The 12,248-nt window shown below is 44.1% G+C and carries 14 protein-coding genes; 5 read left to right on the forward strand and 9 right to left on the reverse strand.

Translation table 11 applies throughout. The annotated features are described in order from the left end of the window. Window positions 1-2 precede the first annotated feature (2 nt). From yccS to F893_RS02250, 4 genes are all read right to left on the reverse strand, one after another. Window positions 3-2,186 carry a YccS family putative transporter gene (gene yccS, locus F893_RS02235; RefSeq protein WP_005249834.1) on the reverse strand — a complete coding sequence of 728 codons (2,184 nt, stop codon included), beginning with the start codon at window positions 2,184-2,186 and terminating at the stop codon, window positions 3-5. A gap of 128 nt (window positions 2,187-2,314) precedes the next feature. Then, the gene (sodC, locus tag F893_RS02240; protein ID WP_004645005.1) at window positions 2,315-2,857 is read right to left on the reverse strand and encodes a superoxide dismutase family protein; all 543 of its coding nucleotides are present in this window, start codon (window positions 2,855-2,857) and stop codon (window positions 2,315-2,317) included. A gap of 122 nt (window positions 2,858-2,979) precedes the next feature. Continuing rightward, entirely contained in the window at window positions 2,980-4,110 is a 1,131-nt protein-coding gene (locus F893_RS02245) for an AI-2E family transporter (RefSeq protein WP_415867343.1), read from the reverse strand. Between the two features lie 128 nt (window positions 4,111-4,238). After that, on the reverse strand, window positions 4,239-4,883 hold the full coding sequence (locus F893_RS02250) for a ParA family protein (protein WP_005249839.1): 645 nt from the start codon (window positions 4,881-4,883) through the stop codon (window positions 4,239-4,241). Between the two features lie 124 nt (window positions 4,884-5,007). On the opposite strand from F893_RS02250, the gene F893_RS02255 reads away from it, so the two are divergent. Together F893_RS02255 and F893_RS02260 are read left to right on the forward strand one after the other, a co-directional pair. Further along, complete coding sequence (locus F893_RS02255; RefSeq protein WP_005249841.1) at window positions 5,008-5,475, forward strand: Holliday junction resolvase-like protein; 468 nt, start codon at window positions 5,008-5,010, stop codon at window positions 5,473-5,475. A 27-nt stretch (window positions 5,476-5,502) separates the two neighbouring features. After that, window positions 5,503-6,081 carry a hypothetical protein gene (locus F893_RS02260; RefSeq protein WP_005249843.1) on the forward strand — a complete coding sequence of 193 codons (579 nt, stop codon included), beginning with the start codon at window positions 5,503-5,505 and terminating at the stop codon, window positions 6,079-6,081. Between the two features lie 18 nt (window positions 6,082-6,099). Here F893_RS02260 and F893_RS02265 read toward each other — a convergent pair whose 3' ends face one another. Then, window positions 6,100-6,729, reverse strand: coding sequence for a class I SAM-dependent methyltransferase (locus F893_RS02265; protein ID WP_005249845.1), 630 nt, complete (start codon window positions 6,727-6,729; stop codon window positions 6,100-6,102). A 191-nt stretch (window positions 6,730-6,920) separates the two neighbouring features. Between F893_RS02265 and F893_RS02270 the strand changes: the two genes are divergently transcribed. Next, window positions 6,921-7,484 carry a hypothetical protein gene (locus F893_RS02270; RefSeq protein WP_005249847.1) on the forward strand — a complete coding sequence of 188 codons (564 nt, stop codon included), beginning with the start codon at window positions 6,921-6,923 and terminating at the stop codon, window positions 7,482-7,484. A gap of 73 nt (window positions 7,485-7,557) precedes the next feature. Here F893_RS02270 and F893_RS02275 read toward each other — a convergent pair whose 3' ends face one another. Next, window positions 7,558-7,890, reverse strand: a complete 333-nt coding sequence (locus tag F893_RS02275) for a HopJ type III effector protein (RefSeq protein ID WP_005249849.1) — start codon at window positions 7,888-7,890, stop codon at window positions 7,558-7,560. Between the two features lie 175 nt (window positions 7,891-8,065). Here F893_RS02275 and crcB point away from each other — a divergent pair, with 175 nt between their 5' ends. After that, on the forward strand, window positions 8,066-8,446 hold the full coding sequence (gene crcB / locus F893_RS02280) for a fluoride efflux transporter CrcB (RefSeq protein ID WP_005249852.1): 381 nt from the start codon (window positions 8,066-8,068) through the stop codon (window positions 8,444-8,446). An 89-nt stretch (window positions 8,447-8,535) separates the two neighbouring features. Here the strand turns inward: crcB and F893_RS02285 are convergent, their stop codons facing one another. Both F893_RS02285 and F893_RS02290 read right to left on the reverse strand, forming a co-directional pair. Continuing rightward, window positions 8,536-8,787 carry a type B 50S ribosomal protein L31 gene (locus F893_RS02285; RefSeq protein ID WP_004732342.1) on the reverse strand — a complete coding sequence of 84 codons (252 nt, stop codon included), beginning with the start codon at window positions 8,785-8,787 and terminating at the stop codon, window positions 8,536-8,538. A gap of 96 nt (window positions 8,788-8,883) precedes the next feature. After that, the gene (locus F893_RS02290) at window positions 8,884-10,182 is read right to left on the reverse strand and encodes an ABC1 kinase family protein (protein WP_005101253.1); all 1,299 of its coding nucleotides are present in this window, start codon (window positions 10,180-10,182) and stop codon (window positions 8,884-8,886) included. 286 nt (window positions 10,183-10,468) lie between these two features. Here F893_RS02290 and F893_RS02295 point away from each other — a divergent pair, with 286 nt between their 5' ends. After that, window positions 10,469-10,681 (forward strand): DUF1737 domain-containing protein, encoded by a 213-nt coding sequence (locus F893_RS02295; protein WP_005249854.1) that lies wholly within the window; start codon window positions 10,469-10,471, stop codon window positions 10,679-10,681. A gap of 202 nt (window positions 10,682-10,883) precedes the next feature. Here F893_RS02295 and F893_RS02300 read toward each other — a convergent pair whose 3' ends face one another. Then, entirely contained in the window at window positions 10,884-12,242 is a 1,359-nt protein-coding gene (locus F893_RS02300) for an MATE family efflux transporter (RefSeq protein WP_005249855.1), read from the reverse strand. Window positions 12,243-12,248 lie beyond the last annotated feature (6 nt).

Raw genomic sequence — 12,248 nt, forward strand, 5'->3', positions numbered from 1 at the left:
GGTTATTTAATCTCAGCACCTAATAATTCATGACGTAACTTTAGTAATTCCGCTAAGGTTTCCAGCAATAAACTGATCTGTTTCAGCACTAAAAGCAGATGTGCTGACTGGTTTTCCTGGATACTTAAGCGTTGAATTTCTGCCAGTTTATGATCAATATCGTAGGTATCTAAAGGCTGTTGTTGCAGTAATACCCCAGTTAAGGTTTGCTGGCACCAGCGCATTAAATCTAGAATTTGTGCATCGGTCACCTGCTCACGGTGACTCCCCAATGCTGCAATATAACTGAGCTGGCTATGGCTATAGACTAGATAGCGAAAGGCACTTTTAACCAGTTGCGGATCTGGATTCGGTTCGGTACTCAGGCTTGAAATCATGCTAGATAAATCAATCTGTGCATTGTGGGCCAGACGCCGTGCAGTCCGGTAAGCAATACTGTTATCTTTACCGTTTTGATATTGCTCGACCACTGCAGCAAAATAGTTCAGTGTAGCAAGCGATGATTTTTTAATATTGCTGGAAATATTACGGAAATTCCAGTCAGGCCAGATCCAGCTTACTGCCATCCAGGCAATCAGACAGCCTATGAGGGTATCAATGATACGCGGTAAAATAATGGCATAACCGGCACCTTTCAGGTTGAAAATCAGGAGTACCATCAAGGTCGCCATGAGGGTGGCCATGGCATATTTCTTTGAACGTAGATAGAAAAAACCGACACCAAAAATTACTGTCAGGAGTAACTGACCTTCGACACTTGGCACAAAATACAGAATGGGAACACCCAGCATGACCCCTAATAAGGTTCCCAGAGTCCGCAATTTGAGCCGGCTTTTGGTGGCAAAATAACTGATCTGACAGACAAACAGGCTGGTCAATAAAATCCAGTAGCCATTTTTCGCAAAGGGTAATAATGAAATGACATAGCCGACTAGAAATACAATGGCAATCCGCACGGCATGCCGAAAGAGTGCCGATTGCGGACTTAAGTGCGGTTTGAGTTTCAGCCAGAGATCTGTGCTATCGCGAATATCATCATCAAACAGGCTCAGGTCATCAAAATGCTGCTGATAGCGTGACTTATACAACGCCTGTTGATCATGCAGGTGTTGTAACTGCTCATGTACACTGAGCAGATTGGCCAGAATAAGCTGTAAATTTTTAACTTCAATATTCTGTGGATGCTGGGTAATCCAGTCCTGCATCGACTCCTGTAAATGTTTCAATGCCAGTTCATCATCTGTAGACAGATAAAATTTTTCATTGCGCAGCACACATTCTGCCAAATGCTGACAGGCAAGGGCTTGCAGGCGGATATTTTTCTGAATCCGGAAAATCAGGTCAGTGCGGCTAAAATGCTGTTCGATCTGTTCATAATGCAGATAATTGGCTGTGGCCTGTTCATGAATATCCTGCATCAGAAAATACAGATTCAGCCAGTAAATGGTGTTACGATTGGCACGCGAAGCTTTGAGTCGGGTCAATAGCGAATCTTTGCTACGGTTAAAACTCTGAATGACTAAAGTATTTTTAAGTGACAACTCATAGAGCAGGTTTTCAACATTCGGATGCTGGTCCGGATCAAAAAGTTTGGCTTTACTCAGCAGTAAATCCGACATGTGCTGCAAACTTTGTGCGAGATTTTCCTGAACCTGCAAGGTAGGACGCAGCAGAAAAAATAGAATAGACGTCAGGCCGTACCATAGCGCCCCAATGACAAAATAAAGCGGCTGTTCATACCAGTGCTGATATTCGCCCAGGCCGAACATGGTATAGATTGATAGTAAAATGGTGCCAAATGAAATTGTGGCATAACGTTGGCCTAAGGCACCCATTAGAATAAACAGCGCACTCGACAGGGATAGCCACAGTGCAAACCAGAATTTATGCGGAGCAAGAAATTCCAGAATGCTGCTGACACTAAAAAACAGAATGATGACCAGTAACAGGTTGCGCAAACGCAGGCTTAGCCGGTCATCAAAATCAGTCAGTGCCGTGGCAATTGCCCCTAAAGTTACTGGAACGATCAAGAACTCATAACCCAGAAATTTCAGACCGAAAGTAGTACCTAAAAACACCAGCAGGATCTGCAGGCAATAAGTCATCAGCGCACTGGACTGAAAGGGCAGCAGGACCGGTTTTATAATTTTAACAAGAGTAACAGTCGCAGGTTGGGCAGCATTCACAAGGACAGGATCCGGGAAGTAAAAATGCAAAGTTCTGAATGCAATTTAGACGCCAAAATAAAAGAAAAATCCATAAAAAAACGAGCATAGTGCCCGTTTTTTCTATTCAGTCATTGGCATGAGGGTATTTAGATCACACCACAGGCAATACGTTCACCGCCGCCACCCAATGGTAATGGGTTGTCGGAATAATTGTCGCCACCGGCATGGACCATAATCGCACGACCCTGAATATCAGCCAGTTTCAGGCGTGGTGCAAGCAGGGTGACACGTGCAGTTCCATCTGTATTGACTTTCAATGCGGGTAAATCACCTAAGTGACCGGTTGCTGGCGTACCGTGATGCGGTGCCTGATTTGGATTGTAATGGCTACCTGCAGCCAGTGCTGCGCCCATCTTGCCGTCTTTCATGGCAGGCGCGCATGAACCATTTTCATGAATATGGAAACCGCGCTCACCCGAAGGAAGTTGTTTCAGGTTGGTACGAATGACCAGACCGGCTGGGCTGTCACTGAGTAAGACGGTCCCAATCTCTTGGCCCACACCTTGAGCAGTTACAGTATTCACAGTCACTGCTCTGACCACTTCATTTGATGGAGAGGTTGAGGCGCAACCAGTAAAAAGTGCGGCGCTTAACGCGCAAAGTGTCGTAATTTTAAACAATGAAGACATGATTTTGGCATCCTGATCTTTATTCTGTTTTGTGGGTTCATTTAAACAGAGCAAAATCAGAAGCTCTATATAGAATCAGTACTTAAATGTTTTGTTTTGTTTAAGTCGATTCTATTTATGCTTTAAGGGGCTTCGGGCGGTGTGTCCTTGGTTTCTGGATCAATCTCATGTGCCATGGTGGCTTTAGGCATCATTAAAGGTTCATTCAGATTACTTTCATGTAACCATTCACGCCAGATTGCAAGCAATACAGCCAGAATCACCGGGCCAATAAATACCCCGACCAGACCAAAACTGGCAATACCACCCAAGACTCCAAACATGATCAGCAGGAAAGGAATCTGGGTTGCGCCAGAAATCACCAATGGACGAATGACGTTGTCGGCGGTGCTGACAATACAGATACCCCAGACCATGACCCCAATGGCTTCAATGGTTTGTCCTTGTGAAAACAGCCATAGCGCCACCGCACTATAGGCGAGGGGTGGGCCAAAGGGAATCAAGGCAAAAATAAAGGTCACAATGGTTAAAACCATCGGATTCGGCACACCTGCGACAAAATAGCTCAAGCCTGCCAATAAGGACTGTGCAATCGCAGTCAAACCAACCCCATAGACCACGGCACGTGTAGTTGCAGAGATGGTAGAAAAATAATGATGTACACGTGGACCAACCACCATTTCAAAGGCTTTACGCACTTGATTTAAAATGGTCTGACCATCACGGTAAAAGAAAAACAGCGAAAGCACCGCAAAACATAATTTAAAGATATTTTTGCTGACTTCATTCAACACCACTTTGCCGTAATTCAGATGACCTTGAATCCAGGTCGATACCGACAGTGCAATACTTTGCGGATCCGTATTGATTTCATTTAAGGTTCGGGTAATTTCCTTGCCCACAATCGGAAGCCCGCGAATAAAATCAGGGACATTCAGGTGACCGGAAAACACTTGTCGCTGCAATTCAAAATACAGGTTACGACCTTCGTGCTGCAGCATGAAAATGGCGAAAATAAACGGCAGACCAAAGACCAGAATCACGGCCAAGATCATTACGGTTGCACTCAATGTCGGTCGATTGCCGCACAAGCGTAACACCGACTGATACAGCGGCCAAGTCATATAGGCAATAATTGCTGCCCAAACTACAGGAATGATGAAATACTTGAGTATATGAAAACTCAAAAAAATCAGGATAAAGAACAATCCAAATAATAAGACTTTTTGTAATGTAGGCGCGTACTGTTGCACTGAATTTAATGACTCATTTTTTAGGTCGTGTTCAGGCATATTAACTGAAAAAAAAGCGATCGAAAATGATAGCTAGCCAAGTAGCGAGATTATTTTCCCAAAGCTATACCACGACTCAGATGATTGACTCAAAACCACTGACTCGGATCATCAATAATGGCATTCAGTACCGGTTGCCATTGAGCCTGCAGTTCCCGGTAGATTTTCTGAGGTTTATCAAAGACGGACAGGCCTTCCATAGCCAGTCGGCTATAAGGGGCACGTTCCGAAATCCAGGCCACTGGCTGCTGGTCGATCTTGTCAAAAAATTGTTGTATGTCCTGATTGCTGGCGGCATTTGGTTTGGTACGGTTGGCCAAAAGTAAAATTTCAACCTTGCCCTTACGGATGCGTTTAATATCCTGCAAATGTTTGAGAAAACGGCGGGTCGAATCGATATCAAAAAAAGAAGGCTGGATCGGGATGATAATCGCATGTGCTTCACTGATTAGCTGTTCGGCATGATCATCAGTTAAAGCACCTGGTGCATCGATAATCAGGTATTCAATCTGTTTCGGCGCATCACCAATGGACTTGCTGTTACGCCAGTCCAGACTTTGGATTTGTGCTGCCTGTGCCGGACGATGCTTGAGCCATTGCAATGTGGATTTCTGGTTGTCGGCATCGGCCAATGCCACCTTATAACCCTTTTGTGCGAGTGCTGACGCTAAACTAATGGCTGTCATGGTTTTGCCACAACCGCCTTTCTGATTCGCAACTAAAATTGTTTTCATGACTCAAGGTGATTTTATTCTGTTCCGGCCTAGCATATCATTCTTTTCAAGTATGCAAATGGCCGAAGTCCTCAACTTCAGTCGAATGCGATGCTATAAAAATCAGGCAAATTAGGAAGATTGAATGTCCATATGGATGGCCATGCTGATTGGCGCATGTATCGGGGTGGTATTGACCACTATTATTTTAAGTCAGACGCGTAATGGACGGATCAAAGCCGAATATGAGCAGTATATTGCCGAGCTGGAACTGGAGCATCAGCAGTCCCTCATTGCCGCGCAAAAACGCAGCGTGAATACCAGCCGTGCCGTTCTCAAAGGTAAAATGGCGGAACAGCTCGCGCCGATCATGCCGGAATTTCAATATCTGCCGAGTGATGCCAAGTTTCTGGGCGATCCAGTCGATTATGTGGTCTTTGATGGCTATACCGATTTTCGCGATGGCGAAGGCGACGCTGAAGATATTGAAGTGATTTTGATTGACATTAAAAGTGGCGGAGCACGTCTGACCAAAGGCCAGCAAGCCATTGCCCGGGCGGTTCAGGAAGGGCGGGTACGTTTTGAAACCATTCGGATTGATTTTCAGGATTGACCAAAATCCAGTGAAGAATAAAAAATTATGCAAAAATTACTGATCACTGCGCTGCTGTTTATGCTAGGACTCTGGGTGTGGAATGAATTTTTTCGTGCCATTCCGCATCTGCAAGAAAAGGGCGTACTTAAAAACTTTAAAGTAGAACCCGTTAAGCGCATTTCCGCGACTTATATTGTGCATGATCACCGTTTCGTAAAACCTGATCGTCGGGTGCTGCATCAGGCCAGCCCTGTGGTGGGGCATTTTAATGATCTGGCCTATCTGAGTAATATTGATGTGCTGTTGCTGACTCAACCGCTGCCGGCCATGCAGGCAACATTGGAGTTTGATGAAGCAAAACGCTGCTATCAGCTCGAAGGACAAACCAATAAAGCGGAGCGTGACTTCGTCAATACGCATGTACAGTATTTTAGTCTGATTGCTGCCACTGAAAAAATTGCCGATCAGATTCGCCGGCTAAAATCGGGGCAGAAAATCACGCTCACTGGTGATCTGGTGACAGTTCATTCAGGCACGACTGGACAAGAATTCCGGGTCGGGACGGGCTCTGAATATCGTGCTCATTGTCAGTTGCTGCAAGTAACCCACCTTCAGCCACACTAAATATAAGATGGTCGTAAATTAGCTTCCTAGTTTACGAACACGTGCTAACAACATACGTTGGCCAATCTTGGGTATACCTTCCGCATCTACATAATTTAAAGTTTCTATTTCAAAACCGGTTTCCAGCAAGGCGGTCTCAATATCCCGATTCAGATGCCAGCCATCTGCGACTTTCTTTTGAATGGGAGTGAGTAAATGTTGTAGACGCTGAATATTTAAATTTTGTCGATTCAGAACATGTTCGACCACATGTAAAGTCCCACCCGGTTGTAGCACACGATAAATTTCCTGCAGGCTCTGTTCCAGCTCTGCAATACTACAAAGCGTCCAGGTAGATACAATATTTTCCAGACTATTTTCGGCAAAAGGTAAAGCTTCTGCACTGGCCTGAATATGTTCGACCTGAAAAGCGGCCTGTTGAATTCGTGATTCTGCCAGTTTGAAGATCGCCGGGTTTGGTTCTAGCGCATAGACCTTATCAACCGATTGATAAAAAGGCAGATTCAGGCCGGTACCAAAACCAATTTCCAGCACCTCACCGAAAATATCCAAAAGTAGTTCACGACGCAAGTCCATCAAGGATGGCGTTTGCATCACCTGATTCAGCAGATGCGGAAAGATATGTTGTTGATAAAGTTTATACAGCATTTGAGTTATTTTAATTTGATGGAAATACGTTCTAGCTTAACTGAAAAATAAAATGACAGGCATATCTCGAGCTGACTAAATACGTGCAGTTTGTTACCAAGTTCAACTGTTTATTCATTAAAAAATCCGTAAGATCAAGGAAGATATCCTTAAAACGTTTGATCAACTTGATTAGGATTAGATTAAAAATTATGTTCAAACACTTTAAACATTATGCTTTGCTGGCCAGCCTGTTGCTGCCTATTTCGGGCTATAGCTCGGTCGACCACAATATTGCCAAAGGTTTGCCTCCCGTCGTTAAAGGCCAGTCAATTTCGGTCTTACAGCCTTTTAAAGGTGATTTTCGTATTCTGGGTTCCAAGGTTTATAGTTCTGACCCGCAAGCCAAATTCTCTCCGATTGATTATGCCGTCAGTTGGGGGCTGTTTGCTGAGCCTGAAATTGCCCGACATATCACGGTCAATCAATATGATCGTTATCTGAACTGGAAAATGGATCGGGTGCCAGTGCCGGTAGAACAAGCCAAGCAGATGGTGTCCAATATGCATATCATTCCTGCCAATCCTGAAATTGCCAAGGCAATTAAAAAGGTAAAGCGTGGCGATCTGGTACGTATGCAAGGGGAGCTGGTTGAAGTGCGTGACAAAGATCTGGTCTGGAAATCGTCCTTAACTCCGACCGATACGGGTGATGGTGCTTGTGAGGTTTTCCGTGTCAGTTCCATTAAATGGATTGAAAAAGTCGGTAAAAGCTAAAACAGGCATCCTATACACTTCTGAGTTGCATAAAAAAACCGCTCCTTTGAGCGGTTTTTTATCTGCTTAGGACTTACTTCGCAGTTAAAGCCTGACCTTCAAAGGTAATTCCATCCCAGCCATTGAGCATAAACTGGCGGATATTCTGATGATCAGTCGCCTCTGGCGTCGCCAGTACAGCAGCATAATGTTCGGCAAACAGGCTTAAGGTCTGTGTCTGATCCAGACCATTCAATTGTGCAAAAGAAAAGACTTTAGCGCTGCCCTGGTTTTCTGTAGCCGCATTATTCTGCTGGCCATTTTTAAATGCAGTTGGTGTATGCATATAGCGCGATTCGATATAAGTAATCACATCTGCAAATTTTGCTTCGCCTGCTGCCAACTGGGCCAATAAATCCTGTGCCATGCTATTTTTCCTGTGCCATTCATGAAAATTCGATGCGATAAATATAGCAATTTTCTTGCGAAGTTCCATGGTATTTCATTGATTTTCGGTTCAAGATAACAGTGAAATTTATCCATGCTCAATATGAAACTTTGGATAAAATAAACTTGATCAATAAATAGAACAGGAAAAAAATATGGGCTGGCTTTGGGTGGCAATGGGTGGGGCAATCGGTGCTAGTCTGCGTTATGCAGCAGGACTTTGGCTGTTCAAACCGCAAATGCAATTTCCCTGGCCCACCTGGTGGATCAATATTTTAGGCTGCTTATGTGCCGGGATTTTTTTTGCTTGTAGCCAAAAATATCCAGTACTCCAACAAGAAGCTCGTCTGTTTGTAATGGTGGGGATTCTCGGTGGCTTTACCACATTTTCCAGTTTTGGCCTGGAAAGCTTTTTGTTATTCAAGCAAGGTGCTATCGGCCTAGCGTTGTTATATGCATTATCCAGCTTAATTGTCGGGATTATTGTTCTGGTGCTGGGCTTTTATTTCACTTCATTTGTGTTGGCACAGAGTTAAAATAAGCGCATAAAAAAGTCAGGAAATTGGAGGTCATTTCCTGACATAAACCACGATTTAAACTTTAAAATCATCGAGAGTTTTCGGTCTTAGCCCCGTTTAAAGCGGCCAAAACGTTTGTTGAAGCTTGCTACACGACCTTCATTACTGGTCTGACGTTGCTCACCCGTATAAAAAGGATGTGATGCACTCGAAATATCTAGTGTTACATAAGGATATGTTTTACCTTGATATTCTTTGGTTTGACTCGAGTTCATCGTGCTGCCAATCACGAAATAGGCATCGGCATTGGTATCATGGAATAACACTTCACGATACTCAGGATGGATATCTGAACGCATATCTAACTTCCTCATGATTCGTGATTAAATGTTATAATATAACATTTGATATTTCAAGTAATCTAGTGTTGCAGCGTGTAAGCCTATCGTCTCAATTTAACTTCGGCTCGGTACCAGTTCTTCAAATACATCACTTAAATCATCATGTACTTTGAGATGAATCAGGTTCCAGTATTGTCCTGAAACTGTCCGGTTTACCATCAAGGTATCTGGAGAAGGCTTAAACACATCCCAGTATTTTAAGGAAGGTTTCAGCAGTTCCATACCATCATGATGCGCTGAGTTTTCGGCAAAATCATAGTGAGTGACCAGAGGACGCATAAGCACTTCCAGCCATTGTTCATACAATTCTTTCGGGAATTTTCCAGTTTCAGTCAAGGAATGCAGTGCATCCAGTTGTTGCTCGATCACGGGAATATTCTTCTCGCGTGCGGCATGAATCAACTCTCTGAAATGTCCAATCACTTCAGTCGATAAGGTTTTGACACCACCATAATCATAAACAATCACAGAGCCATCTTCACGAAATGCAAAGTTGCCCGGATGCGGATCACAGTGAAAGCGTTTCAGATAGAAAATTTCCTGACCAATGGCACGGAATAAACGGCGTCCCAAAGCATTTCGGGTTTCGAGTGGCCAAGTGCTAGCGGTTTCAATACTTTCACCAAGCTCCTGGCTTAAGGTTAAAATATGTCGCGATGAATACTCATGAAACACTTTCGGAATTATAATTTTACTATCCAGAGGTTCATGGAAGGCACGGGCGATTTCCAGATTCTGCGCTTCGATTTCATAGTTCAGCTCATTGTCCAGACTATGCTGAATTTCTTTAAATAATTGATCTTGAAGTTTACGATCAATCTTTAATACACCCATCATACGCAGTGCCAGACGGACTTGTTTCAGGTCGCTTTCGCAGGCTTCATCCACACCAGGATATTGCACCTTGACCACAACTTGCTGGCCATTCGGTAGGGTGGCTTTATGCACCTGACCAATCGAGGCCGCGGCAAATGGCTGCTCATCAAACTGTTGGAAAAGCTGCTGTAAAGGTTTACCCAATTCTTTTTCCACTTGTGCCTGAATTTCTTTAAACGGCATCGGTGGCGCCTGACGTTGTAACTTGGCAATGGCTTTGGCGACTTCGGGCGGGAAAACATCTTTATATTGCGAGGCGATCTGGCCAACTTTCATGACTGCGCCTTTCATTTCCCCCAAGGTATCCGCAATCTGCACCCCAATATCCTGAAATAATTTACTACGCGCAGTATTTTTCTGCTCGTCATCGGCAGTTAAATTTTTAATGGAATTGGAGAGGGTTTTACCTGCAATACTTGCGGTCATTCCGGCAAGTTTCATAAAGCGACGACCGGGTGTGCTAGCCGTTTTTGCCATGCGAGATTCCTTGAAACCAACTATGAATGGATGTATTTGATCATAGGTGACAAAGGTTCAATTGCCTAGATTTAATTGTAGAGGTTGTGTTGTGATTTCCTTCAGCTTCTCCATGTTTAATGCATCATCTTTGATTTGATAAAAGATTTATCTTTATCTCCTTGTCTAAACTAAAAAAATATGTCGGAATCCATCATCGTTTTAGATAAGACCGAGTACTAATTCTGAATATTGTTTTATGGCTAAAAGCTTAGAATAAACAGATTGCTGTAATGAAGAAAATTCAATGAAAGTCTATCGATATTTTACTGGGAAGGATGATGTGCATTTTTGTGCGCGAGTGACCCGTGCCTTAAATGAAGGTTATGAGCTATATGGTTCACCGATCATGACTTTTAATGGTACGGACGTGATTGTGGGGCAGGTGTTGATTAAAGACGTAGCGGATGAATCAGAGATTCCAGAAGGATTGAAGAAGGCTTTGGGAGCTAATTCTTAACTTCTACATCGAAATTAGAATGCTCAAGGCTATGCTCTCATCTTTTATTTTTATTCTGTCGCGTAGGCATCTGTTACTTTTGTCATGGCAAAAGTAACAGAACAGTTTCGTTGATCTGATGCTACTTCCCTGTATCACAGCTCAACGGTGACATCCATGTCACCTACCCATTATTTAAGATTGTTTGAAAGTCACTAAGTTTTTACATTTTCAAGCTTAAACGTCTGTTATTGCCATAGAGTCGTGCCAGCAATAAAACACAGGCAACACTTAGACCGACAATCAGGCCGACCCAAACACCGGCTGCTCCCATCTCCGTAAAGCGTGATAAATATACCCCAACCGGGAAGGCGATGACCCAGTAAGCCAGCATGGTAATCCACATCGGCCCCTTGGTATCCTGCATGCCACGCAGACAACCTGCTGCACTTATCTGCCAGGCATCCATCAGCTGATAGGCAATGGCAAACAGAATCAGATACACCGCAATTTGGGTTACGATCAGATCTGAGGTGTAGAGCGCCACGATTTCATTGCGGAAAACCCAAAGCAGAATCATGGTCAGGATTGCCAGAATAGTGGCAGTGATCAGGCCGAGATATTGCACTTTACGCATGGCTTGCCAGTTCTGTTCGCCATAATAGGTGCCGACCCGAATGGTCAGGGCAATCGCCAGTGACATGGGAATCATGAACAGTTGTGAAGTGACAGAAATAGCAATCTGATGCGCAGCGACAATAGTCTCACCCAAAGGACTCAGCACAATTGCCGCTGTACTGAAAATACTGACCTCAAAGAAAATTGCCAATCCAATCGGAAAACCCAGTTGCAGAATACGCTTCACCCATTCCGGGTTGATTTTTTCCCAGTGAGTAAAAGGCTGAGTACGCTGATAGGCTCTGTTTTTAAAGATATACAATGCCAGAGTCATGAGCATTAACCACTGCAAAATCGCTGTGGCAAATCCACAGCCTGCACTGCCTAGGGCCGGAACAGGACCAATACCATACATAAAGATATAGTTCAGCGGAACCAGCAAAACCAGGGCCAATAAACTAATTACAGTGACCGGGCGAGGATTTCCAATCGCTTCTGAGTAGCCGCGTAAGGCTGCATACATGGTTACCGCAGGCATACCAAAACCAATCGCATGCAGGAATAAACTGGCTTTAGGCTGCAAGCTTTCCGGTACACCCAAGAGAGGTAAAAGGGCTGGCAAAACTTGTAGAATCAAGCCAGCAATTACCCCAAGAATCAGAGCAACCCAAAGCGATTGACGTGCAATGGTGGCAATTTTTTCAGGTGTACGTGCGCCGTTAGCTTCGGCAACCAAAGGCGTCGTGGCAATCATGATGCCACTAAACAGCAGCATCACCGGAATCCAGAGTCCTACTCCGACGGCAATCGCGGCAAGATCGGTAGCAGACAGGTGACCGGCCATAATGGTATCAATCAGGCCCAGACCAGCCTGAGAAAATTGGGTCACCAGAATAGGCAGCATCAGATGAAACAGTTTTTTTAATTCAAAACCAAAGGTTGTGACTGGTGAAACATTCGACACAAAAAT

This window comes from Acinetobacter sp. CIP 102136 (assembly GCF_000369685.1).
Classification (GTDB): Bacteria; Pseudomonadota; Gammaproteobacteria; order Pseudomonadales; family Moraxellaceae; genus Acinetobacter; species Acinetobacter fasciculus.